24 protein-coding genes are annotated in these 25,009 nt (G+C 50.9%); 3 read left to right on the top strand and 21 right to left on the bottom strand.

Features of this window, described 5'->3' with window-relative positions:
* Positions 1-22 precede the first annotated feature (22 nt).
* The 5 genes from SB24_RS13015 to SB24_RS12995 all read right to left on the bottom strand — a co-directional run bounded on the left by SB24_RS13015 (position 23) and on the right by SB24_RS12995 (position 5,042).
* Entirely contained in the window at positions 23-745 is a 723-nt protein-coding gene (locus tag SB24_RS13015) for a LutC/YkgG family protein (RefSeq protein ID WP_015240625.1), read from the bottom strand.
* Positions 745-2,175: a LutB/LldF family L-lactate oxidation iron-sulfur protein gene (locus tag SB24_RS13010; RefSeq protein WP_039253780.1), complete on the bottom strand. Its 1,431-nt coding sequence runs from the start codon at positions 2,173-2,175 to the stop codon at positions 745-747. The genes SB24_RS13015 and SB24_RS13010 overlap by 1 nt, the downstream gene beginning before the upstream one ends.
* Positions 2,176-2,202: 27 nt before the next feature.
* Positions 2,203-2,919 carry a (Fe-S)-binding protein gene (locus tag SB24_RS13005; protein WP_007613889.1) on the bottom strand — a complete coding sequence of 239 codons (717 nt, stop codon included), beginning with the start codon at positions 2,917-2,919 and terminating at the stop codon, positions 2,203-2,205.
* Between the two features lie 182 nt (positions 2,920-3,101).
* Positions 3,102-4,292 (bottom strand): aminotransferase-like domain-containing protein, encoded by a 1,191-nt coding sequence (locus SB24_RS13000; protein ID WP_031378310.1) that lies wholly within the window; start codon positions 4,290-4,292, stop codon positions 3,102-3,104.
* A gap of 30 nt (positions 4,293-4,322) precedes the next feature.
* Positions 4,323-5,042, bottom strand: coding sequence for an L-lactate utilization/bacilysin biosynthesis transcriptional regulator LutR (locus SB24_RS12995; RefSeq protein ID WP_007407377.1), 720 nt, complete (start codon positions 5,040-5,042; stop codon positions 4,323-4,325).
* A 205-nt stretch (positions 5,043-5,247) separates the two neighbouring features.
* Here SB24_RS12995 and lutP point away from each other — a divergent pair, with 205 nt between their 5' ends.
* Positions 5,248-6,924, top strand: coding sequence for an L-lactate permease LutP (lutP, locus tag SB24_RS12990; protein WP_031378309.1), 1,677 nt, complete (start codon positions 5,248-5,250; stop codon positions 6,922-6,924).
* Between the two features lie 37 nt (positions 6,925-6,961).
* On the opposite strand, the gene rpoN is transcribed toward lutP, so the two are convergent.
* A complete protein-coding gene (gene rpoN / locus SB24_RS12985; RefSeq protein ID WP_039255037.1) occupies positions 6,962-8,272 on the bottom strand; it encodes an RNA polymerase factor sigma-54 in 1,311 nt (436 codons plus the stop codon).
* A 77-nt stretch (positions 8,273-8,349) separates the two neighbouring features.
* On the opposite strand from rpoN, the gene yvfG reads away from it, so the two are divergent.
* Entirely contained in the window at positions 8,350-8,568 is a 219-nt protein-coding gene (gene yvfG / locus SB24_RS12980) for a protein YvfG (protein WP_003151570.1), read from the top strand.
* A gap of 13 nt (positions 8,569-8,581) precedes the next feature.
* On the opposite strand, the gene SB24_RS12975 is transcribed toward yvfG, so the two are convergent.
* The 15 genes from SB24_RS12975 to SB24_RS12905 all read right to left on the bottom strand — a co-directional run bounded on the left by SB24_RS12975 (position 8,582) and on the right by SB24_RS12905 (position 24,296).
* On the bottom strand, positions 8,582-9,547 hold the full coding sequence (locus tag SB24_RS12975) for a polysaccharide pyruvyl transferase family protein (RefSeq protein WP_039253776.1): 966 nt from the start codon (positions 9,545-9,547) through the stop codon (positions 8,582-8,584).
* On the bottom strand, positions 9,526-10,698 hold the full coding sequence (locus SB24_RS12970) for a DegT/DnrJ/EryC1/StrS family aminotransferase (protein WP_007407381.1): 1,173 nt from the start codon (positions 10,696-10,698) through the stop codon (positions 9,526-9,528). Before SB24_RS12970 ends, SB24_RS12975 begins: the two co-directional genes overlap by 22 nt.
* A gap of 4 nt (positions 10,699-10,702) precedes the next feature.
* The gene (locus SB24_RS12965) at positions 10,703-11,350 is read right to left on the bottom strand and encodes an acetyltransferase (RefSeq protein WP_039253774.1); all 648 of its coding nucleotides are present in this window, start codon (positions 11,348-11,350) and stop codon (positions 10,703-10,705) included.
* A complete protein-coding gene (locus SB24_RS12960) occupies positions 11,347-11,955 on the bottom strand; it encodes a sugar transferase (protein ID WP_007407383.1) in 609 nt (202 codons plus the stop codon). The genes SB24_RS12965 and SB24_RS12960 overlap by 4 nt, the downstream gene beginning before the upstream one ends.
* Positions 11,952-13,469, bottom strand: a complete 1,518-nt coding sequence (locus SB24_RS12955) for an MATE family efflux transporter (RefSeq protein ID WP_031378306.1) — start codon at positions 13,467-13,469, stop codon at positions 11,952-11,954. The genes SB24_RS12960 and SB24_RS12955 overlap by 4 nt, the downstream gene beginning before the upstream one ends.
* Entirely contained in the window at positions 13,466-14,500 is a 1,035-nt protein-coding gene (locus tag SB24_RS12950; protein ID WP_039253771.1) for a glycosyltransferase, read from the bottom strand. Before SB24_RS12950 ends, SB24_RS12955 begins: the two co-directional genes overlap by 4 nt.
* Positions 14,497-15,573 carry a polysaccharide pyruvyl transferase family protein gene (locus SB24_RS12945; protein ID WP_039253768.1) on the bottom strand — a complete coding sequence of 359 codons (1,077 nt, stop codon included), beginning with the start codon at positions 15,571-15,573 and terminating at the stop codon, positions 14,497-14,499. The genes SB24_RS12950 and SB24_RS12945 overlap by 4 nt, the downstream gene beginning before the upstream one ends.
* A 4-nt stretch (positions 15,574-15,577) precedes the next feature.
* On the bottom strand, positions 15,578-16,615 hold the full coding sequence (locus tag SB24_RS12940; RefSeq protein ID WP_031378303.1) for a glycosyltransferase family 2 protein: 1,038 nt from the start codon (positions 16,613-16,615) through the stop codon (positions 15,578-15,580).
* Between the two features lie 18 nt (positions 16,616-16,633).
* Positions 16,634-17,737: a biofilm exopolysaccharide biosynthesis protein EpsG gene (locus SB24_RS12935; protein WP_007613926.1), complete on the bottom strand. Its 1,104-nt coding sequence runs from the start codon at positions 17,735-17,737 to the stop codon at positions 16,634-16,636.
* A gap of 3 nt (positions 17,738-17,740) precedes the next feature.
* A complete protein-coding gene (locus SB24_RS12930) occupies positions 17,741-18,877 on the bottom strand; it encodes a glycosyltransferase family 1 protein (protein WP_039253764.1) in 1,137 nt (378 codons plus the stop codon).
* On the bottom strand, positions 18,870-19,712 hold the full coding sequence (locus SB24_RS12925; protein ID WP_039253760.1) for a glycosyltransferase EpsE: 843 nt from the start codon (positions 19,710-19,712) through the stop codon (positions 18,870-18,872). The genes SB24_RS12930 and SB24_RS12925 overlap by 8 nt, the downstream gene beginning before the upstream one ends.
* Positions 19,709-20,848, bottom strand: coding sequence for a glycosyltransferase family 4 protein (locus tag SB24_RS12920; RefSeq protein ID WP_039253756.1), 1,140 nt, complete (start codon positions 20,846-20,848; stop codon positions 19,709-19,711). Before SB24_RS12920 ends, SB24_RS12925 begins: the two co-directional genes overlap by 4 nt.
* Positions 20,849-20,863: 15 nt before the next feature.
* Complete coding sequence (locus tag SB24_RS12915) at positions 20,864-22,681, bottom strand: polysaccharide biosynthesis protein (protein ID WP_172437938.1); 1,818 nt, start codon at positions 22,679-22,681, stop codon at positions 20,864-20,866.
* 221 nt (positions 22,682-22,902) lie between these two features.
* Positions 22,903-23,583 carry a protein tyrosine kinase EpsB gene (locus tag SB24_RS12910; protein WP_007407393.1) on the bottom strand — a complete coding sequence of 227 codons (681 nt, stop codon included), beginning with the start codon at positions 23,581-23,583 and terminating at the stop codon, positions 22,903-22,905.
* A 5-nt stretch (positions 23,584-23,588) separates the two neighbouring features.
* The gene (locus SB24_RS12905; RefSeq protein ID WP_033575178.1) at positions 23,589-24,296 is read right to left on the bottom strand and encodes a YveK family protein; all 708 of its coding nucleotides are present in this window, start codon (positions 24,294-24,296) and stop codon (positions 23,589-23,591) included.
* Between the two features lie 244 nt (positions 24,297-24,540).
* Between SB24_RS12905 and slrR the strand changes: the two genes are divergently transcribed.
* The gene (gene slrR / locus SB24_RS12900) at positions 24,541-24,996 is read left to right on the top strand and encodes an HTH-type transcriptional regulator SlrR (protein WP_003151541.1); all 456 of its coding nucleotides are present in this window, start codon (positions 24,541-24,543) and stop codon (positions 24,994-24,996) included.
* The last annotated feature ends 13 nt before the right edge of the window (positions 24,997-25,009 follow it).

Here is a 25,009-nt window from a genome sequence, read left to right as displayed (position 1 = left end):
GCCGCAAACCGGGGTTTGTTTTTTATCGGTCATTCACGAGGATATAAGCGGCTTTAACGGGTCCGTGGACGCCGACAACCAAATCCATTTCGATATCGGCCGAGTTGCTCGGTCCAGTAATATAGTTGATGCAGGAAGGAACGGTGACGCCGTCTCTGATCTGCTGTTTCAGTATATCGCTGGCCTGTGTCATTCTCGGCACAATGGAAGATTTCGGGATGATGGCGATATAGGTGGTCGGAAGCAGGCTGACAGAACGGCCGGCATGCTCTGACGCATACAAAACGACGGTGGCTGATTCCGCAAGCGTGATCTCGCTGAATGTAATGCCCACATTCGCTTGTTCCGCTTTTTCAATATTTTTCGCTCCTTGTTCCGCGTCCCATTCCCAAACGGGAATCCCTTCATCCGGCCACTCTTCTGTCATAAGGGTCTGCAAGCCGTACGTTTCAAAGCGGCTGTCCTTCGGAATGATGACAGGCCCTCCTTCAAAGCGGTTCACCTGCGTGCGCAAAGCGTCGTAAAGCCCGGCTGCATCCGTTTCGATCAGTTCGGTATGAATGTTGACGCAGTGGTCTTTCAGCATCGTGACAAGATCGTCTTCCGTACAGCCCGCATGCGTTTGATATTGAGGCTGATACTTCCATTCAGGCAGGGACACGCCTGATTTCCTGCGCTCTCTGCCCAGACGTTCGGCGATCCGGTTTAAAAAGGATTCCTGATGTGTAACCGTCCCTTTCATCATCATTCTTCCCCCTTTTGTTTTTCCCGGTCTTTAAACCAATCTCTGAATCTCGATTTATGCGGCGCCGGGAAGTCCCGTATTGCCGTCCATTCTTTTAACGGCCCCGGCCCTTTTGATATTTTGTCATCTTCCGTAAACGGCGTCATGGCGGCAGGCGCCCATTTCGATCCCATTTTATAAAGGGACGGGGATGACGAGCCGAGCCCGAAGGCTTTCATCGCCAGTTTTTCGCTGATCGGCGCTTTGCCCTCTTTTTCCACAATGTTCTGCCGATGCTTGAGCAGCAGCTCGTGCAGCGGAATTTTAACGGGACATGCTTCCGTACAGGCCGCGCATAAGGAAGATGCGTACGGGAGCTCCTTGTATTCGTCATATCCGCCGAGAAGAGGCGATAAGACGGCGCCGATCGGACCCGAATAGATGGACCCGTACGAGTGTCCGCCGACATGCCGGTACACGGGACAGACGTTGATGCAGGCGGCGCAGCGGATACATTGCAGCACCGATTGAAATTCCGTGCCGAGTATGCGGGAACGCCCGTTGTCCACAACCACGAGGTGGAATTCCTCAGGCCCGTCAGCTTCTCCTTGCTGACGAGGTCCCGTCAGCGCCGTAATGTAACTTGTAAGCCGCTGGCCGACCGCGCTTCTCGTCAGCATGCTGACAAGCACTTCAAACTCAGAAAATGACGGAACGATCCGCTCCATTCCCATCACGGTGATCTGCGTCTTCGGCAGCGCGGACACAAGGCGGCCGTTTCCTTCATTCGTCACGAGACTGACCGAACCGGTATCCGCGATTGCAAAGTTGCAGCCTGTAATGCCGACATCCGCTTCGAGAAATTTTTTCCGGAGAACGCTGCGCGCGTGCATGACGAGCTCTTCCGGTTTTTCCGTCTGTTTGTATTCGAGTCTCTCTTTAAACACGTCACGGATCTGCTCTTTGTTTTTGTGAAGAGCGGGAGCAACGATATGTGACGGCGGATCGTGATCGTCAATCTGGAGAATGTATTCGCCGAGATCCGTTTCTGTGACTTCACAGCCCTCTGCCTCAAGCACTTCGTTCATATTGATTTCTTCTGTCACCATGGATTTGGATTTTACGATTTTTTTGGCGTTTTTCTGCCGGATGACATCGCGGATATAGGAGGACGCTTCTTCCGCCGTTTCAGCGAAAAAGACGTGTCCGCCTCTGTTGGCGACATTTTCGGCGAGCTGTTCCAAATAGAAATCAAGATTGTCCAGCACATGCTGTCTGATTTCTTCCGCATGGGAACGCCAATCCTCCCAGTTTCCCAATTCTTCGGCCGCCTGAAGCCTTCTTATCCTGAGCCGTTCCTGCGCTCCGGAGACGGCTCCTCTCATAAACTCATTATCTATTCCTTCTGATACCCGCTCTTTAAAAGCGGCGGTACCGATTTTCATCGCCATGATTTTCCCCCCTTGTTGTTTCTCGTGTTATCTGCTGTTCAGCACTTCGGCGATGTGCATGACTCTGACGTTTTTATCCTTACGGTCAAGACGCCCGCCGATATTCATCAGACAGCCGCAATCCGCCCCGATCAGCACTTCGGCCTCCGTGTCTTCCACGCAGGCGACCTTCTCATCCACCATTTGTTCAGAGATTTGCGCCATTTTCACAGAAAACGTTCCTCCGAATCCGCAGCATTGGTGCTTTCCGGGAAGCGCGGTCAGCTCGAGCCCCTTGACATGGCGCAAAAGCTTCATCGGCTCCTCCGACACGCCGAGCAGCCTCGTCATGTGGCATGATGTATGGACTGTCGCTTTTTTATGCAGCACCGCCCCGACATCCTCCACCCCGAGAACGTTGACGATAAAATCCGTTAACTCATATGTTTTGTCCGCAAGCTGCTGCGCTTTTGCCGCCCACTTCGGATCGTCCTGAAACAGATGCGGATATTCACGGAACATCGTCGTACAGGAACCTGACGGACTGACGACGTACTCCGCTTCTTCAAACGCGGCAATCATCCGCTTCATCGCTTTTTTCGCATCCGTCACATACCCGCTGTTGTATGCGGGCTGCCCGCAGCAAATCTGCCCCTCGGGAAAATCCACCTCACACCCGAGCCGTTCCAGCACCTCAACCGTCGCCTTTCCGACATTGGTCTGGAACATATCCACAAGGCACGTGACAAATAATGAGACTTTCATGATGAACCCCTCTTTCATCCTCAATATGTGATCCGGTCATCTGATGACCTGTTTTTGGGAAAGCTCTATGAATATCCTACACTATTCTGAATATGGATTGGAAGGTTTTTCTGAAAAATCCTTTCGTCCGATGCGCTGAAGGGGACAAAAAAAAGAGAAGCCCGAAAGCTCCTCAAGCTGCTCTACATCCCGTTTTCCAGCAGACGTCCCAGTTTTTGCACACCCTCTTTTATCGCGGCTTTACCGGCATAACTGAACGACAGGCGAAGATATTCCGCACCGTCTTCCTGATGCAGAAAAAAATATTTACCGGGGACATAGGAAACGCCGTGAGAAAGAGCCCTCGCCAGCATTGCGGATGTATCCGCTCCCGGCGCTTTCACCCATACAAAGTAACCGCCTTCAGGCACGTGCCAGGATGCGGATTCCGGAAGATATCGCGCTGATGCGGCGAGCAAAACGTCACGTTTGCTTTGATATGCTTCCCGCAAGGCGGTGAGCCGTTTTTCAACATTCGTTTGTTCCAGATAGACGGCGGTCACCGCTTGGGAAAACGGGTGGCCTAAGTCTTTTTTTAACCATGACAATGCCGTGATGAATGCGGCGTCCCCTGCAATCCAGCCGATCCTCATACCCGGGGCGATGACTTTTGATAATGAACCGGCGTACAGCACCCGGCCGTTTTGATCCATGGCTTTCAAGGGCGGCGGAATATCGGTGAATCCGAGCTCGCCGTATGCATCATCCTCCAAGATGAGAAAATCATACGTTTCGGCAAGCTGAAGCAGGCGGGTTCTCCGCTTCGCTGACATTACGGTTCCCGCAGGATTCTGAAAAGCGGGTATCGTGTAGAGAAGACGGGGAAGCAGAAGCCCTTTTCGTTTTCTTTCCTCAAGCATGAACGCTAATGTTTCTGTTTGCAGGCCCTCTTGATCTGTCGGAATGCTCATGATATGCGGTGTATAATTTTTAAAAATCTCGAGCGCTTCCATGTAGACCGGAGCTTCAACGGCAGCGGCGGTTTGTTCATCGAGGAAAACCCGTGCAGCCAGATCTATCGCCTGACAGGCGCCTGACGTCACGAGCAGCTCATCGTCCCGACAGTGAATGCCGCGGATGGCTAACCGTTCTTGAATCTGCTTTTTTAAAACGGCCGTCCTCGGGCTTCCCATATAATGCAGCGGCAGATCGCGCTCCTCATCCAGAAGGCGGGCGGCGGCTTCTTTCAGTTCCTTATCAGGAACGAGGGCGGGATCGGGATAGCCGGAATGCAGGGGGATGCACGCTTTCGGAACTGCCGGCATCCATTCCCCTGGAGGATCGTTTGTCAGAGCTTTCTTTACATGGTCAGAAAAAAAAGATTCGGCCTGCATGTGATGTTATCCCCTTTCACAAGTCAGCTTCTATACATTTTCTTCAAAATAAGCCCCCAGCACGTCTTCCACATTCGTCAGGTGCGCGGTCATCGCGGCTTCCGCTTCATCCGCGTCTTTGGCGGCGACGGCACTGTAAATGCGTTCATGCTCTTCATACAATCGCTGCACGCTCGTTCGTTTAGAAAACAGCCAAATTTTTCTCGTTTCTCTCATTGTTTCCAAAAGGAGCGCGGAGACATGATTCATGAGATGCTTGAGCAGCCCGTTTTGTGATGCTTCCGCCAGCGCCATGTGAAAGGAGAAATCCGCTTTTTCGCCCAATTCTTCGTCTCCGTCAATGTCTTTCATCTCCAGGAGAGCTTGGCGGATTTTTTGTAAATCGTCTTCGGTGCGTTTTTCAGCGGCCATGGCGGCGACGCCGAGTTCAAGCAGCTTTCTGACTTCGAGCAGCTGTTTGACGTCCTCTTTTTTCATCAAAAGGGCGGAAGAAAGCGGCTGGGAAACATGAGACGGCTCAAATTCTCTTATGTATGTGCCTTCTCCCTGCTTCATGTCGACGAGCCCCATCGCTTTCAAAGCCGACAGCGCTTCTCTGACCGCCGAGCGGCTGACCTGAAAACTCTCAGAAAGCGCCTGAACGGAATCAAGCTTTTCACCCGGCTTAAGCTCGCCCGCTTTTATCTTCTCCAGCAATGCGTCAGCGACTTCCTCGTAGATTTTTTTCGTTTTAATTTGTTTATATTTCAACGCGATCACCCCGTCACTTGTGAATCTTGATGTTTATCGTCTATTATACTTCTTTTTTTGTATTGCCGACAGGTTCAGACAATTTGTTCAAGAAAAGTATTGTACTTTCAAAACTTTCAAAATATAATGCTAATTAACCCGGTCATCAGATGACCTTATCACAAAAAGTAATCGCTTACATGACATAAGGAGGGGTTTTTTAGGGATGCAATGGACACAGGGGTACGCTCCTTTAGGGGGAAATTTGCTTTTATCGGCAGCTTGCGCGCTCGTGCCGATTATCTTCTTTTTTTGGGCGCTTGCGGTGAAACGGATGAAGGGGTACATCGCGGGGCTTTTAACGTTAGCCGTTTCACTTTTAATCGCTGTATTTGTTTACGGCATGCCGGCGGAAAAAGCGGTGATGTCCGCTTCTCAGGGAGCGGTATACGGGCTGCTTCCGATCGGCTGGATTATCGTCACATCGGTCTTTCTGTATAAAATCACCGTGAAAACAGGACAGTTTGAGATTATCCGGAGTTCGGTGCTCTCAATTACAGATGACCGGCGTTTGCAGGCGCTGCTCATCGCCTTTTCATTCGGGGCGTTTTTAGAAGGCGCCGCCGGTTTCGGCGCTCCCGTCGCGATCTCGGCCGCTTTGCTCGTCGGACTTGGTTTTCAGCCGCTGTATGCGGCGGGAATTTGCCTGATTGCCAATACGGCGCCCGTTGCCTTCGGCGCGATCGGCATTCCGATTACCGCCGTCGAAGGTCCGACCGGGATACCGGCAATGGAAATTTCTCAAATGGTCGGCCGGCAGCTTCCGTTTTTATCCGTCTTTATTCCGCTGTACTTAATCATTTTGATGAGCGGGTTTAAAAAGGCTTTTGAGATATGGCCGGCCATTCTTGTTTCCGGCATCTCCTTTGCGGCCGTGCAGTACGCAAGCTCGAATTTTTTAGGGCCTGAGCTTCCGGATGTGCTGTCGGCGCTAGTTTCCATGGCCGCGCTCGCTCTGTTTTTGAAATTTTGGAAACCGAAAACGGCCTTTCGTTTCGCGGCAGAACGGGAATCAGCAGCGGCCGCTGACCGGACGCAGATCAAGTACGGGGGCGCCGCGGTGTTTAAAGCGTGGTCTCCTTTCCTTCTTCTGACGGCCATGATATCCGTCTGGGGGATTCCCGGCGTGAAGGCTGCCTTAACCGGTCATTATGAAGGAACGTCAATGTGGCTTTCCTGGCTGAATGCAGCCGGGCGTGCATTGACCTTCACGCCTCCCGTCCCATTTGTAAATCAGCAGATTCTTCAGGCGGACGGCACGCCGATTGAAGCCGTGTACAAACTTGAGCTTTTCGGTTCAGCGGGGACGGCGATTCTGATTGCCGCCGTCATCTCCAAGTTCGCCCTCGGCATGTCGTGGAAGACATGGGGCGAAGCGTTTATAGAAACGGTGAAAGAGTTAACGCTTCCGGTCGTGACCATTGTTTCTGTTGTCGGCTTTGCTTATGTGACGAATGCTTCCGGCATGAGCACGACACTCGGTCTTGCGCTTGCCATGACGGGCGCGATGTTTACCTTTTTTTCGCCGGTGCTCGGCTGGCTCGGCGTATTTATTACCGGCTCTGATACGTCGGCCAATCTGTTGTTCGGCGGATTGCAAAAGGTGACGGCGCTCTCTGTCGGGATGGACCCGGTTCTCTCCGTTGCCGCCAATTCATCAGGCGGTGTCACCGGAAAAATGATTTCTCCGCAATCCATTGCGGTTGCCTGTGCCGCTGTCGGTCTGGCGGGCAAGGAGGCCGACCTTTTCCGTTTTACGATTAAGCACAGTCTGTTTTTGCTTCTGCTCGTCTGTCTCATTACATTTTTACAGCATCATCTGTTTTCATGGATGATCCCGTAACACGGAGAACCTCCCCGGGGTTTGGCTCGGGGAGGTTTCAGCTGTACCGTTTTCTCGCCGATGACGGCGGAATATTTAATTGGTCACGGTATTTGGCGACGGTGCGCCTTGAGATTCGGATGTCATATTGTTCATGCAGCAGATCGGCAAGCTTTTGGTCTGAAAAAGGTTTCTTTTTATCTTCTTTACCGACCAATGCCTCCAGATGCGCTTTTACGGCATAATTGGAGGCGCCGCCGTCCCCCGACGATTCAGCTTTCGCCGAGAAAAATGTTTTCATTTCATACAGTCCGTACGGCGTCTGAACGTACTTCCCTTTGATGGCCCGGCTGATCGTTGATTCGTGGAGCTCCAGCGTTTCCGCCACCTCTCTTAAGGTCAGCGGCTGCATTCCGCTTTTTCCTGTGAGAAAAAAGGATTCCTGCCGTTCAGTCAGGACGCCGATAATTCTCGTGATCGTTTGTTTTCTTTGCGACAAAGCCCGGTTCAGCCAGCGCCACTCCTGATATTTTGCCGACAGATAATTTTTCGTGTCACGGCACCCGGCAGCTGACAAGAGCGGCTGATAATGGGTATGAAGCTGGATGTCAGGAAACGAACGGCTGTTGAGCTGCGCTTGAATGATGCCGTTTTTCACTGTGATGAAAATATCCGGTTCCACGTAAAAACCCGGCTCCTCATGCGCATAACGGAGCCCCGGCCTCGGATCAAGGGCGCTGATCATGTCAGCGATGTCCTGAATGTCTTTAAGCGGAATGCCCGTTTTTAGTGTAAGCGCTTTCCAGTTCTTTCTTGCAAATAGCTCAAAATAGGCGTCGGCAATCCATTCCGCCTGTTCGTTCCGCTCGGGAAGACGGCGGAGCTGAAGAAGGATGCATTCCTGCAAAGACCGGGCGCCGATTCCCGCGGGCTCAAGGGATTGAAGCTTTTTCAGAACCGCTTCCGTCTCCTCTTGTGAAGCGGATACATGGTCGGCGGCAGCTTGTATGTCCTCTTTTAAATATCCGTTTGAGTCCAATGAATGTATCAGATAATTGAAAATCTTTTTCTCATCATCGGACAGCTTCATATCTAAGGCTTGCTGTTTGAGCGAATCCTGCAGCGTTTTGCGGGTAAGTCTGATCTGCTGGCTTCCGTCCCGTTCTTTCATCCTGTTTTTACTTGTTTTATGGTAAGATAGTGGCGGCGTGTCTGTTTCCTTTCGTTCAATCAGAGGGTTTTCCAGTGAGAGCTCATCAATATATCCGGCCAGTTCCGCGGAATTGTATCCGAGTAATGTGATAGCCTGTTTAAGCTCTTGCGTTAATTGAGGCTTTAACATTTGTGTTTGCTGAAGTTTGATATCCATCATGCTCACTCCCCTTTTTTCATTGTACATGATTGGTTTCATACCGTATATACTTATTAAAAGGAGTTGCTTTATAGATGTCAGAACTTTTTTCTGTTCCTTATTTTATTGAAAACTTTACACAGCACATTGAAATGAATCCGAATGAAGACCGAATTCATGCGATGAACAGCTATTACCGCTCCGTCGTCTCAACCCTTGTTCAGGATCAGCTGACGAAAAACTCGGTTGTGCTCAAAAGAATTCAGCATTTGGATGAAGCGTACAACAAAGTAAAACGCGGAGAAACAAAATAAACCTTCCGCTCATTCAAAGCGGAAGGTTTTCCTTCGTGCCGGCGGTTTCCCCGATCAGACGGACATCCGGCGCTTCGTGCATCCAGGTGTGATAATAGTTGGCATTTTTCCCGTATGAATTATCAATGACGGTATTCGGTTTCCCGAGAAGCGAGGACAGAATGTGGCCGTGAAGCCTTGACGTTTCCACTGATTCGTACCTGCTGAAAAACAGGACCGCTTTTTTCGTTAAGAAATCGGAATAGCGTTTCCAAAACCGCGCAATCGGCAGCGGGTTTCCCGCTTTTTTATTCAAAACATTCAGCGTTTGGAAAAAAGCGATTCCCCTGCGGTCGCTTGCTGACAGCACATCCTGCCAGTCGCAGCTTTTAACGGAAGAATTGTTTTGCAGCTTCGGATTGATTTCCCCATCCGTGCGGATAAAATGAAGCCTGCCGCGTGACGGAGCCGCTGACGCCGCCATCGGATACAGCTGATGGGCCATGTCAGGCATAAGCCCGATATGATTCGCCGAAAAAAAGCATTTCGCGGTCTCGTATGACACATGATCTCTCGTAAACAGGTGGAGATCCTTGTGCTCCGCAAAAAGCGCCGATGTCTTCTCAAGCCGTGTCTCATCCTGATAATAGATGGATTGCGGCAGGATGACGATCCTGTTTTCCGGAAAGGATTTGACGATTTTTTCCCTGAACGTCTGATAGTATGGATAGAGATCCCCGAAATTTCCGCCACCCTGACAGACGATGATCGTCTTTTTGTCCGCCCGGCGCCCGAATGGAAAATTGTCGGGATTCCAGCGCTGTTTCACGCGGATGCCGTGCGCTTTAAAAAACGCCTCCGTCCCTTTCATTATCAATAAATCCCCTACATTTCCGTAGAGGGGATAGTCGGCATATATGATGTCAGATTGCGGCGGTATAACGCTGAGCAGACCCGTCAGCGTCTCTTTTAATCGGCTCATAACATGGCGGCTGTCCATGTTTTCTCCCCTTTCGTTTCAAACAATTGCGCAAGTGCGTCAATGACGCGCTGCTGCTCCTCAGAAGACAAGTCAGACCCGGACGGCAGACAGATGCCCCGGCTGAAAAGGTTCTCAGAGACACGCTCATGTTCGCTGTGAGGATAAAAGACGGAAGATGAGAAAAGCGGCTGCGTATGCAGCGGTTTCCACAGCGGCCGGGCCTCAATGTTCTGTTCCGCAAGACAGGCGACGGCTTCTTCCGGCGTCACGCCGTTATCAAGCGTCAGAGCCGTCAGCCAGCGGTTTGAAACCGTTCCTTCAAGCTCCGGCATCATGCGGATGCCCGGATACGTTTCCAGCGCTTCCCGATACCTGTGAAAGATTTCTCTCCTCGCCCGGACGCGATCTTCGAGCACTTCCAGCTGCGATATCCCCACGCCCGCGAGAATGTTGCTGAGCCTGTAGTTATACCCGAGCTCGCTGTGCTGGTAATGAACGGCGGCATCTCTCGCCTGGGACGCAAGAAACCTCGCTTTTTCAATCGCGGCCTCATCGTCAGACACGAGCATGCCGCCTCCCGATGTTGTAATGATTTTGTTGCCGTTAAAGGAATAAATGCCGAAACGGCCGAACGTGCCGCTCTGCCTGCCTTTATATGTTGATCCTAAGGACTCGGCAGCGTCTTCAATCAGACAGACGCCGTATGCGTCACAAAGGCTCATTAATTCATCCATTTTCGCGCTTTGGCCGTAAAGATTGACGGCGATCACCGCTTTCGGGAGTCTGCCGCGCCGCTTTGCATCCCGCAGCGCCCGCTCAAGCGCATCGGGCGACATATTCCACGTCTCCCATTCCGAATCAATAAAAACGGGCTCAGCCTGCTCATACACAATCGGATTCGCCGTGGCGACAAACGTAAAGGAAGGACAAAATACAACGTCTCCTTTTTTCACACCCGCAAGCCTCAGGGCAAGATGGATGGCGGCCGTTCCCGAGCTTACGGCCGCCGCGCTTTTCACTCCCGCATATTCCGCGAGCCGCGCTTCAAACGAATTGACGAGCGGACCGAGCGGGGCAATCCAATTGGAACGGAAGGCTTCTGCGATGTATTCCTGTTCTTTTCCGCTCATATGAGGCGGAGACAAATAAATCCGTTTGTTTGTTTGCATGAAATCATCCTTTTTCATTATGGATAGGGGAGATGACGCGGGCCGGAACGCCGACCGCCGTCACATGGCCGGGAATCCGGCTGATGACCGCAGCCCCCGCGCCGATAACGGACCAAGGGCCGATGTCAATCTGCGGTATGACGGACGCGCCGATTCCGATGTGCGTTCCTTCCCCGACTTTCACTCCGCCGGCAAGCGCCGCGCGCGGTGAAAGATGGACGTAATCTCCGATTGCATTGTCATGATCGGCAACCGCCCCCGTATTGATGATGCAATGGGCGCCGATGTCAGCGCCCGCCTGAATGACGGCGCCCGCCATCACAACCGTTCCGTGTCCGACGGAAGCCGTTTCACTGACGATCGCCCCGGGGTGAATGAGTGCGGCATAATCGTCATCTTCAAGCCCAAGCGTTTCAGCAAGCTGCTTTCTGACGCCGTTGCGGCCGATGCATATCGTGAATACGGCCTCGGAGACGAGTTTCCGAAGCATGGGCACGTCTTTCGTCCGGCCCGTATATAAACCGTTCCGAACGGCAAAACCGCTGAATCCGTCATCCAATATGCCCGCAAGCTCCATATCGGAACGGGCCTGCACGATTTCCTTCACGACTTTTCCGTGTCCGCCGTTTCCGATCAGCACGACCTTTTTCACGATGACATATCTCCGCTGCCTGTGAAGCGCTTTGCCGTCACATGGCCGGCTTGATGTATGCCTTCTGACACGAGAACTTTTTTCACTGTTAAAAGCAGAATCTTTAAGTCGAGAAGAAATGTGCGGTTGTCGACGTACCACACGTCGAGCTTGAATTTTTCCTCCCATGAAATCGCGTTTCTCCCGTTAATCTGCGCCCAGCCCGTAATCCCCGGCTTCACCTCGTGGCGCCGCGCCTGCTCTGCCGTGTAAAGCGGCAGATAATCCATCAGCAAAGGGCGGGGGCCGACAAGACTGATATCTCCTTTGAGCACATTAAAAAGCTGGGGAAGCTCATCGATGCTCAGTTTTCTGATCAGCCTTCCCGTTTTGGTCAGACGGAGATGATCCGGAAGCAGCACACCGTTTTCATCACGCGCATCCGTCATCGTTCTGAGTTTATACAACGTAAACGGACGCCCGTTATGCCCCGGTCTCGTCTGTTTGAACAATACCGGAGACCCGATGGCGCATCTGACGGCTGCCATGGCGAAGAGAAGGATGACGCTCGCGCCGCACAATAACAACACCGCGGCCGCTATATCAAATACACGTTTCGCCTTCAAATCTGAACAGCTCCTTTCACTTTTCGGCATTTCTGTAAAGCAAGCCGCCTTTCTTCTTTCGTACAAATGAAGAAAAAAGCGAATGCGGCATAGCTCATGCATACGGCAAGCCCCGCGGCGATCAGACCGGCCCAGCTGTCAAGCGGTGAAAACAGCCGGATACCCCGGCAGACAGCCCAGGCAAATACGGCCGCCGCCAACGGGCCGAACATTCCTTTGTAAAACGCGGTTTTCTGAAAGCCCGTAATATGCGAAACATACAGCGGCGTGAAGACGGCATTTTTCAAAATGAGAGAGACTGCACCGGCGATGGTGATGCCGTACAGCCCGAGATGAGCCGGACCGCTGAGAACCACGGCCAATACGACATTCAGTCCGCCTAAACATAAAGTAACGACGGCGGGCGTTTTTTGTTTATTAAAAGCCGTCCATACGTAAAAAAGCGGCATGACAGAGAGACTGACCGCCAAATACCCGGCGTGAATGTATAAAAGCGGCGCCGTCTGCACAAACGACGGGCCCAGCCAAATCGCCAGAAACGGTTCGGCAAGCCCTCCTAATAATGCGGCGGGAAGCGCGAGGAGAAGCCCGTTCATCCGCACAGCCTTATTGGCGTAAGACAGGAGACCTTCCATATCCCCTTTTGAGTAATAGGAAGTCAAAACCGGCGCAAACAGTGAAGCAAGCGTCCCGGCAAGACTTCTGAGCAGGAGCGGGAATTGAATAATCGCCGCATAGACACCCGCCTCAGACGGCCCCAGCACGAGGTTGGCCGTCATGAGGTCAATCTGCAGAAACAGCAGCACGCCGATCTGGTTGACAGAGCTCCAGGCACCGGCCGAAAACAGCACTTTGCTCGTCTGTAATGACAAGGTTTTACGGCTGAAAGAAAACCACGGAATCAATTTCTTAAAGAAGAAAAAAGTCAGCACGGCCGCACAGACGGCTCCCGCTAATGCCGAAAGCTGGATCTGCCAGATTTTCGGCGGCAGGCACGTAAACAGAGCGAGCACACACAGCACCCTGACCAGCATTTGCACGGCCTGAATGGAGCTTGTGATATAAAGCTTGTTGGCAAAAAACGGCCCCGTCGCGAACCCCGCCATAAAAAACGTCAGCATAAACAGCACGCTGCCGATCACGATAGACAGCCTCACATCCGTTAAGAGCCCGGCCGGCACATTCATAATCTTGTCAATAAAAAAAGCAGTCCCGGCGAGCGGCACAGCGAGTAATAGAGATATCACGACAGACGCGGCTAAATAATTGCTTACATACGCATTGGCCTCATCCCTGTTCCCCCTGTGGGCGGCGACGGAGAAAAACCTCACAACGACAGAGCTCAGCGCAACGGTAATAATAGAGAAATAGTTAATGATATTCTGTGTCAGATGGACAAATCCAAAAGCCTCCACACCTAATGTTTTCACAATAAAGGGCGTCATCCACACTGATAAAAACACCGATAGTAAAAACGCCGTCACATTGGCGCCGAAATTAATGGCAAATTTCATGCTCCTTCCGCACTGCCTTTCTCTTTCGATTTCCGTTCGAAAAACGCATGCAGAAGAAGAGGAAGGCGCATTTTGCACAGACCGAGCACCACGCGCTCCCCCGCCAGCAGCTGTTTATGGCGGCACGGCGTCCTGCGCACCGCCGTTTTTACCATGTCATACGTTAAGATTCTGCCGATGTGCGCCATAATCTGATGTGACGGCTGCGGGGCGGCACATGCGTTGGCGATCAGCATCGGAATCTGATGCTTGCACAAATATGTATCGATATCGTTCCGGCAGGCGTCCGTCAGCCCGTTTTCCTCATAAAAAGCCATTTTCGCTTTATATTGCTTTTGCAGTTCGTGATCTAAGTGGGGCTTAAACGGTGTTTCTGTAAGACTTTGCGGATTTTCCCGGTAGATATACAGCCCTTCGTCTATCACTTTGATACGCGCGGCTCGGCGGAACGCTGCCAAATTAAACGGAGAGTCTTCGGCAAACCGGATATCTTCATGGAACAGCAGCCCTTGCAATGCTTCTCTCCGGTATATATAGCGCCACACATACCAAATAAACCGATGTTCGTGCGCACGGGTCAGCAATGCTGTCATTTCATCCGCTGTGAAGACGCGGCCCGGCGGAAGGGACGGCGGCATATATGTTCTTTTCTTAGACGGCGTTTCTTTATAATAGCCGCAGCCGGCGATATCCAGCCGGTTCTTCTCCGCTTCTTCATAAAGCCGCTCGAACATCGTTTCCGTCACATAGTCATCGCCGTCCACAAAACCGATATAACGGCCGCGGGCGGCTTTTATTCCGGCATTGCGGGCCGAGCTAAGGCCGCCGTTTTCTTTATGAATCACCCGGATTCTCGCATCTTCTGCGGCGAATTGTTCAGCAATCCGGCCTGACCGATCCGGTGAACCGTCATTGACGAAAATGATTTCGATGTCTCTCAGCGTCTGTTTTGTTAAAGAAACCGCGCATTTTTTCATAAAAGGCTCTGTCTTATACATCGGCACGATCACGCTCACAAGCGGCGCGGTCATTGGGCATCACCGCTGATTTTCGAGCGCAGCCCGGCAAAATAAACACTGCGCAAAGAACCGCCTTCCTCATGCTTGCCGCTGAGCAGCCGGTTTACGGCGGACGTTACGGCTTCAGGGTCTGGACGTTCAAGCAATGTCATGTTCGGTATGTTTTTCAGCCATTGATAGCCTTCCATCACTTTATGATCAAACGAACGAATGACGACACAAGGCGTTTTCGTCAGCGCACAAAAAATCATCCCGTGAAGCCTGTCAGTGACGACGGCTTCCGCGCCTTTCAGCGTATTCCAAAGCGCCTCCAGCTCCTTTTCACGTGTATGGCGGCTGACCCTCCGGCCGACCGTCGTCGTAAAGGAATACAGCTCTCCGTACTCCTCCGCCAAAGCTTCTTTTACCATCGTTCTGTCCTCAGCCGTCAGCGCACTCTCCTTATCCTCCCGTAAACAGAGGTAGATCCCTTCCCGCGGGATGCGCCGCTCGCTTTTATCCAAATATAAGACCATGTCAGGCTGTTTGAGCACTGTTTTTCCGGGAAAATGACGCTTCATCCATTGATACGTCGTCTCATCTCTCGCCATTAACAAAAGGTCGGGATGCGCATTGTACACTTTTCGGGCGCGCTTCAGTTCCTTCCGTCCCTTTTTTGATTCAGAAAAATGAGCCGTCGCCGGAAGCTGAACGATCCGATATTGCCGGAATGTTTTTATGATAAAGCGGCGCGTCCATTCCTCATACCGGTACAAATCCCCCATGTTCCCGCCGCCGATGATGAATACCATATCATCGGGGTGGCGCTTTTTGATCAGCGCTTTTGCGGATCTGTATATATCCTTCATATCCACCTCGACAATGTCAAAATCGGGATACTCCCGTTCAAGAAACGTTTTGCTTGCGTAGGCGATGGCGTGGTCGCCGAGATTATCGTGGGACGGGAGCAGCGTCAGAATGATCTTTTTTCTTGCCGCTGTAAGCCCCGCCCCATCCGTTGCCGTTCCGAAATGAAATTGGGACGGGTATTTGACCTTAAGCAACAGCCATTCCGCGAGATTGATTTTTAAAGATTGTATCGACATGTCTTCACCCTCTGATTTTCATTTTGTACTCGATTGCCCGCTGATACGCGGCTGATGCCAGCGACACGAACGGAATCAGCTTCAGCTTCGCCAAAAGCAGAAGGCATGAGCGTTTGGCGTCAAACGGCGCCGTTCCGGTTTTGGAAAGGCTCAGGCGAAACACGGGATCAGCGCATATCCGGCTGATATTCTTCCACTTCTCAGAAAACCGGCCGCCGTTATTCCGCTTCCATTCATTCAGCAGGCAGACTGTTCCGTGCTGAACGATGAAAAAATCCAGCTCCTGCCGGTATTCCTGTAAGCAGCCGTTTTCACGCAAAAAAGCCTCGTTCAGCCGATAGAGAACGAGACCTGAGTCAAACAGCTTTTTCTGATAGCTTTGCACAATGGAAGTCAAGTGAATCCGATAATGATAGAGCGGCTGATCCACGTACGAGACCGCACCTGCGAAAACATGCGCCCGGAGGCTGAAGTACTGATCCTCCACGTGCTCCAGCTCATCACGAAGCGGAAAGCGCAGCTGATGATGCTCGATCATGGTTCTTTTGTACAGCTTGTTCCATGAAAAACCGCTGACTCTTCCTTCAAATAAATCTTTCAGGTACAGTTGTTTCGGGCGCCCCGCGTACGCTGAAGCGATCGTTGAAACGGCGGTTTTCCCCGTATCCGCAAACTCGGCCGCATATTCGCAAATCACGAGATCAGCCTGATCAGCCTTCGCTTTTTCATACATGCGCAGGCAATAATCAGGTTCAACCCAGTCGTCCGCATCAATAAAAGCGATAAATTCGCCGCGCGCCGCCTCGATCCCCCTGTTGCGGACTGCGCCGAGCCCCCGGTTTTGCTGATGAATGACCCGGATTCTCTCATCCCGCTTCTGATAGGTTTCAAGAATCGCCGGGCTTTGATCCGTTGACCCGTCATTAACGGCCACGATTTCGATATTGGCGAGCGACTGATTGAGCAATGAATCTAAGCATCTTTCTAAATAAGTTTCCGTATTATACACAGCAATTAATAAACTGACCGCGGGTGTTTCCATATAAACCTCCAATGTCCATTACCGGGAAAAAATCGTTCTGTACGGAAGCACAGACGAATCGACCGGCATAAGCAAGTAACTGTAAAGAAAATAACAGACAATAATGGCGATATAAATCAGCGCATTTGATTTTTCATCAAAAATTCTCACAAAATAAGGGATCAGGATCATTTGGTACAGGCCGAAATATATATTAAACCGGGCGAAAATAACATCCTTTGTCGCCAAAAGACCGAAGAGCAGGCCGAGCAGACAGAAATTCACAATGACATCAATGTCAGGCCAGAGCTTCCGCAGCCGCTCCCGATAGCAGAAAGCCAAAAACAGCGGCAGAAGCAGCACCGCGATTTTTACGACGTTCATCCCGTTCGTATTGGTCATCAGCCATTTCTCATAATGGCCGTACGAGCTGTTTTCCAGCACGACGACAAAAAGCGAAATGAACTTCTGATACAGAAACGTCATAAGAAGAAACAATGCCGACAGTCCGAAAATCGCAGGCGACCAGGCTCTTTTTCTGACGAGAAAATAAACCGGAATCATAATCAGCGCTGAGGAATGAAAAAGCGAACACAGCAGCACGATTGACATATAACGCTTCCAGCTTCCGCTGATCACGTAGCGGACGGCCCAAAACAAAACGGCCGCCACCATATACTGCCTGATCCCGTTAAAGGAAGCGTAATAGTGATACGTGCCCAAAAACAAAAACACACTCAGCTCAAACGGACGGCCGAACTCAACGAGCCCCTTTAAAATAAAGCTGCACGTCACGACCGCCACGGTGAAATACATGATTTGCGGATCTTTCGTGATAAAATTCATGAGCCAGATGAGAGCCGTAAACCCCGGATCAACGGCTGCTTTTTTCGCTCCGAACCCGAAGATCTCCCAAATGCTGCCGTAATTTCCCGCCAGCTTGTACATCAGCGCGTACGTCTGAAAATCCGTCCCGACTCTGTAGCGCAAACCGGAGACCAATACGAGCGATAGCAGCGGAACGATCATGACGAGCTGATTCGGCCGGTATCCGGTCGAAAGCGATTGATCACGCCCGCCGCACATTTTCGCGAACCATGACCAAATATACACAATTCCCATATTGACTACATATACAATCATTCGTTACTGTTCCTTTTTCCAATTCATATTGTAAAGCTTCATAACAGCCCCCGCATTTTCTCCCGCGTCATATCCCTGCCGTCTGAGGGTTTCTTTAATGCGCGCCCCGTCAGGCTTTGCCGCCTCTGCTGCCCGTAACACCGCGGATGCCCATTGTCCGGGCGGTTCTTTGAGGCTGAGCCTTTTGACCAGCCCGAGCCCGGCATCGGCTTCTTCCGTTATGCCGTCTGATATTACGCACGGCACCCCGGAGGCCTGCGCTTCAACGAGCGTGACGGGCAGCCCTTCATAAAGAGACGGCATGACAAATACATCCAGCGTTTTCAGCAGGGCATGAACGCGGTCTTCTATGCCGATAAAACGCACATCATCATCAAGCCCCAGCTTCGCCGCCAGATTTTCCATGTCGGTGCGAAGCGGACCGTCTCCGGCGAGAATCAGCTGTAAACCGATGCCTCGCTCTTTCATATCAGCGGCCAGCCGGAGCAGAAATTCGTGGTTTTTTTCTTCTGTAAAGCGGCCGATATGGCCGATCACCAAACGGCCGTCTGCAATGCCCCGCTTCCTTTTTTCAGCTTCTGTATCCACGCACCCGCCGGCAAATAAGTCGAGATCAATGCCGTTCGGCAAAAGATGCACGTCTTTTTCTTTCCCGAATAAGAAATGGCCCGCGTCTTCTCCGCAGGCGCACAGTGCCGTGGCGTTTGCCGTGATCAGCCGTCTGAAAACAAACAGCTGCATCCCGGCAAGCCGCGACGCCCGCCCCCGCCACGACGTACTGTGCGAATGGCAGATCCGCACCGGGACGCCGGCTAAACGAGCGGCAAGCGCGATGAATCCCGACTGAAAATCGGTATGGGCGTGCACGGCGGCAAACGGGCCTTTTTCCTGAATCACCCGCTTGACCTGTTTCACAAATGTAATCGGGTTTGTGCTGCCGATGCTCGGCACATAAAAAAGCCGTCCGCCGAGAGCGAGAATTTCCTCATCATAAGCGCACGGATCGTTCCTATGGGTTAAAAAATCAAACTGCACCTTCGTTCTGTCCATCTTCCGGTACAAATTCATCATCATCGTTTCTGCGCCGCCCCTGTTCATCCCGCTGAAGATGTGCAGCACCCGCATCGATTTGTCAGTCATGTTCGGCAAGCCCTTCTTTTTGGCGGATGTCCCTGTTTTTATGATAACGGTTCATGACCGCGGGCGGCGTAATGGCGCGGATGAGAGGTTTTGCGATATACGCGTAATGGGAAAGCGGCAGCTTCAGCCGTCTGCATGCCTGAAAAACGAGGACCGCGTTATCAATGGAATACGTAAACGATCTCCTTTTAAACGCATCACTGTCCTCTCTTACTTTATACAGCGTTTCTTGGAGATTGTACCCCCGGAAACCCGCTTCAAAAAAGCGCAGCCACAAATCGATATCCTCCATCCGCCGCGTCCGCCTGACTGACCGGTAGCCGCCAAGCGCTTTGTACGCTTCAGCCCGGATCATAATGGTGCCGTGGCAGAACGGTGTGCCTTTCGCCATAATTCCCGGTTTCGGCACGGGCGGCAAAAGCCGGGCGCCCCTTACGCCGAATTCGTCAAATACGAGCATCCCCGTGCCTACGACTTGATAGTGGGCGTGCTTGTTTAAGAAAGCGGCCTGTTTTTCCAGTCTCCTCGGGTTGGAGATGTCATCACCGTCCTGCCTGGCGATATAATCGCCCGTTGCGTATGTCAGACAGCGGTTCAGCGAAGCGGCAAGCCGTTGATTTGTCTTATTTTGAATCAGCGTAATCCGGTCGCCGTAATGATCCGCGTAACGGCGCGCAATCTGATACGTTCCGTCAGTTGACGCGTCATCACACATAATCAGTTCCCAATTCTTATAAGATTGGCTCAGGATGGATTCAATACTCTCCGCTAAAGTCTCTTCGCAATTATAAATTCCCATGATGACGGAAATTTTCGGTTGTGCTCCTGCATTCATACGCTTTTCTCCTTTTTATCCATATAACCGGCGTAAATGTGCGCCATTTCCTTTACCGTACGTGTTTTCGAAAAACATTCCGCCGTCCTGCGCCCTTCTTGTCCCATTGCTTTTCGCAGACACGGGGAGCGGTACAGCTTTTCAATCCGATCGGCAAATGCCGCGCTGTCCCCGGCCGGCACGAGAAAACCGTTCACGCCGTCTTCGATGATCTCACGGTGTCCCCTGTTGTCCGCGGCAACGGCCGGCTTTTCGGCAGCCATTCCTTCAAGCAGATTCATGCCGAGTCCTTCCCGGATGCTTGAGGCGACAGACAGATCGGCAAGCTGAATCAGTTCATGAATATCGCGGCAAAAACCGTAAAACCGCACCATGTCGGATACACCGAGTGATTCAGCCTTTTTTCTGTACGGCGCTTCCATTGCGCCTTCTCCTGCAAATACGAGTTTCAGCTCCGGGATGCGGTTCTTCAGCAGTGCCGCAGTCTCAATGAGAAGTCCTTGGTTTTTATTGCCGTTTAATTCAGCGGGGTATACGAGAATAAATTCCCCGGCGCCGAAGCCTTGTTTTTCTCTCAGACGTTCACTCTCTTCCCGGCTCACAGGGCGAAACCTGTCTGTATTCACCCCGATGCCGTGTATTTTTTTCGCGCCGCAAGCTGTTTTTTTCATTTGCTTGGCCCGTTCGTAATCCTCTTCATTAATCGTAATCAGACAATCCGTATAAGAAGAAAGAAATTTTTCGATCGGGTAATAAAGAAGCCAGTTTTTCAGGGGCGCTCCGTCACAGAAGTGAAAGCCGTGCGCGGTGTACAGCACCTTTGTCCCTTTTTGGCGAGCTTGTCTCGCCGCAAGGCGTGCAAGCACGCCACCGACCGGCGTATGACAGTGAATCATGTCGTAGCCGTTGTCCTGAATGATCCGTTTCAGCCGCCTGTAAACAGAAAGATTTTCGGGATGAAACGGCGAGCGCCGGATCGGAATGGAAAACTTTTCATCAACGAACGGAAGATTCATATTGCCGCCTGCCGCGACGTGCACCTCCCAGCCCATATCCTGAAACCATTGAAAATACGGAAGATGAAAGGCTTTAAAATGATAATCGACAGTGGCGCAGAATAATACTTTTTTCGTCATCTTTCTGTCCTCCCATCACACGCCTGCGGCCGCTTCTTCATGTACTGATTCGATCGCCTCAAACAGCCTTTTTCTCAGCTCTTCTTCAGGCAGACGGCTGAATTCCTCCATAAAACGGATGAGCACGGCCCAATTCCCGTCCACCGCTTTCCCGATATGGATTTTCGGAAAAATCTGCTCCGTATGTACTTCATTATGATTCAGCAATTCTTCATACATCTTTTCTCCCGGGCGGATGCCGGAGAATTCGATGGGAATCTGTTCTGTCGTATAGCCTGATAAATGAATCAGGTTTTTGGCCAGATCGACGATTTTGACGGGTTCTCCCATATCCAGAACGAAAATCTGCCGCCCTTTTGCAAGCGCCCCCGCCTGAATGACGAGTCTTGACGCTTCGGGAATCGTCATAAAATATCTTGTCATCGCCGGGTGCGTGACGGTGACGGGTCCGCCTTTTTCAATCTGCTTTTTGAAAATCGGAATGACGCTGCCGCGGCTTCCGAGCACATTTCCGAAACGGACGGCGGCGAATTTGGTGCGGCTGACCTTTCCGAGGTTCATGATGACCATTTCCGCAAACCGTTTCGTCGCGCCCATGACATTGGCCGGATTGACCGCTTTGTCAGAAGAAATCAGCACGAAGGTTTCCGTTCCGCACATGTCGGCGGCTTCGGCGACATTTTTCGTGCCGATAATGTTGTTTTTAACGGCTTCTTCCGGATTATGTTCCATTAACGGCACATGTTTATGGGCAGCCGCATGATAGACGACGTGCGGCTCGTATTTTTTCATCAAAGCAAAGATTTTATCTCTGTCCTGAATATCGGCGATCTCCGCGTGAAAGAGCACCTCTTTGCCGAAGCGTGCGGACAGCTCGGTATGTACGGAATGAATGCTGTTCTCCCCGTGGCCGAGAAGGACGATTTCCCGCGGAAGAAACGCGCTGATCTGGCGGCAGATCTCAGAACCGATTGAGCCGCCGGCGCCCGTGACCAGAATCGTTTTTCCCTTGATGCTGTCAGAAATTTTGCTCGTATCAAGGGTGACCGGCTTTCTGCCGAGCAGATCTTCGGCTTTTACATCTCTGATGTGTCCGGCAGCCTGCGTTCCGAGCAGGATCTCGTCAAATTGCGGCATGATTTTAATATGGGCGCCCGTCTGCACACATTCTTTGTATAACATCTGAAGCTCATGGGTGCAAAGAGACGGAATGGCAATGATGATATGGTGAATTCTCAGCCTCTGCACCGCCGGCATAATGCTTTCTTTTCCGCCGATGACGGGCAGGCCCATGATTTCAAGCTTATGCTTTGTCTGATCATCATCAATAAAAGCCACAGGCATGATTCCGAGATCGTTTTTCTGGGTAAGCTGACGGACGAGCAGCGTCCCCCCCGAACCTGCGCCGATGATCAGCGCCCGGGAAGAGTCATTTTGCTTCCTGCCGATCGTTTCTTTCAGCACCCGTGAAATCATCCGGCTTCCTCCGATGAACAATAGCTGAACCATCCAGCTGACGGCCAACAGCCGGAACAAAATCGTGTGGAACACCCCGTATTGGACGGCGGCTGTCACAGCTGCGGACAGCGTGATCCCCTTCAGCAGATCAAGCAGCTCGCCTATTCCCGTGTACGTCCATACCTGCTTATACTGGTGAAACATAAAAGCGCATACATGATGGCTGATCAGCATGCTCACGGCAGTCAGCAGTAACGCTCCGGAGTCATAAAAGTGATAAGAATCCTCAAAAAATTGATATCCTATAACAACGGAAAGTAAAACGAGATACGTATCCAATGCAAAAATCATTGAAAGTCTTCTCCGGTAAGTCAATCTTTCCCCTCCTCATTTATCGGTTTAGCTGATACGGTTTTCGTAAAAACAGACATAACAGCTAAGCCGATAACAATGCATCATCTTAAGATAAAATTGGGCATTTAACCCGTCCTCACACCCCGCCACCGACGACCAGCATCTAAGGCGGCGGAAAACGCCGCCCACAGCAGAGCCGAGTGCCTCCGTTGATAAAGGTAAGGAGACATCACCTGCACCGCTCAATACGAGTAGTGCTCCGTTTTTTTGATTTTCTTTTTATTCAGCAGCGCCCCCAAAAGCTTTGCCTTTGACTGCTGGAGAGCGTCTCTCGCCTTTTGGACGGTATCCATTTTCGTTTTTCCGCTCAAGACGACGAGAACGCTTCCATCTGTCTGGTTCGCTAAAATCTGTCCGTCCGCCACAGCCAAAAGCGGAGGTGAATCGAAAATAACCAGACTGTACCGGCTGTACATCTCCTGAATCAGCTCTCCCATCGCCTTTGAAGATAAAAGCTCAGCCGGATTCGGCGGCGTCGGCCCGCTCGTTAAGACGTAAAGGTTATCAATCAGCGTTTTTTGCACCGTTTCGCCGAGGGAAGCGTTTCCGACTAACACATTCGTAAGGCCTTGTACATTTTCAAGCTGATAGGTCTCGTGTATCGTCGGTTTTCGTAAATCCGCATCGACGAGCAGCACCTTTTTTTCCTGCTGCGCAAATACCGCGGCAAGGTTGGCGGCGCTGAATGATTTTCCTTCTCCCGGAACGGAAGAAGTGACGAGAATAGAGCGCAAATGGGTCTGAACAGAGGAGAACTCAATATTTGTCCGAATGGTGCGGTATTGTTCAGCCACCAATGATTTGTGATGTAAAACGGATATTTGAGCCAGTCCCCTTCTTGATTTCTTTTTTCTGAATCCCAAACGCCTCACTCCCCGAAATGTTTTTCATCAGACCGTGTCTGCTGATTTTTGATGTCATACACAACCCCTAAAACAGGCAAGTCTGTTTTTTCGCTGAGCTGCCGCTCGCTTTTAACGGTTTCATCAAGAAAATGGAGAAAAAACGCAAGCGTCACACCCGCCATGAGAGCCGCACCGAACGCCATCATGATATTCCTGATGCGCGAAGGCTTGACCATCGGGCTTTCCGATGCTTTTGCCTCAGACAAAACAATGACGCCTTTTATATTCATCCTGTCACGGACTTCTTTTTTAAATGTCTTCATCAGCGTGTTCGCTATAGCGGCGGCCTGTTTCGGATTCTCGTCCTGCACCGCTACGGTAATGATCTCTGAATCGGTTTCGCTGCTTGTCGTGATCTTTGCTTTTAAAGCGGATGCCGTCTCAGAAAGATGCAGCGTCTGCTTCACTTTCTCAAGCACTACCGGGCTTTTCATTATCGTTTGAAACGTATTGTTGTAATGAAGATTCAGCTGAACGTCGCTGAGATTCGAATTTTTTTCACCGCTTGTTTCATGAATGAGCACTTGGGTCGATGCCTGATAAACGGGCGAAATCACCCGGAATTGGATGTATCCCGTCACCAGCGTTACAACTGCTGTCATGATAAAAATCAGTAAAAATCTGTGTTTAATAATGTCAAATAATTCTTTGAAACTCATATTCTCATTCATGTAATTACAGCCTCATCCTTATTGCATCAGGCTTAAACGCCCCCTTCTGTTAATGATTGGATTATAAAAGAAAAGGTCGAAATTTGAAAATTTCAAATTAAGCCATTTAGTTCTTTTTAAAGAACATTATCATGATTTTCCTCTTATTTACTGCACTTACCTTATAATTTTAAATTTTATAAAGAACGAAAAATTTCTTATAATGAACAAAAAAATGCCAGTATACAGGGGAGAATTCAGCACAATGATTGGAAGAATAATTCGTTTATACCGCAGAAGAAAAGGCTACTCTATTAATCAGCTAGCAGTTGAAGCAGGTGTCTCTAAATCTTATTTAAGCAAGATAGAACGGGGGGTTCACTCAAATCCATCCATCCAATTTCTGAAAAAAGTATCCGCCACCCTGCAGGTCGATCTGACGGAGCTTTTTGATGCCGAAACGATGCTGCATCACATGGGAGGCACGGAAGATGAGTGGCGCATCCACCTTGTGCAGGCCGTGCAGTCGGGCATGCCGAAAGAAGAACTGTTCACCTTTACGAACAAATTGACTGAAAAACGCCCGGAGCCCGCACCCTACCGCAACAGAAAACTGACTGAATCCAACATTGAGGAATGGAAAGCGCTGATGCAGGAAGCCAAAGAACTCGGCTTGTCCGTTCAGGAAGTCAGATCATTTTTAGAACGGAAGCGTTACTAATGATATGCTGATG

Source organism: Bacillus sp. Pc3 (assembly GCF_000815145.1).
GTDB classification, from domain to species: Bacteria; Bacillota; Bacilli; order Bacillales; family Bacillaceae; genus Bacillus; species Bacillus velezensis.
Note: the sequence above shows the minus strand (reverse complement) of the source record. Positions and strands in the feature narration are given on the sequence as shown.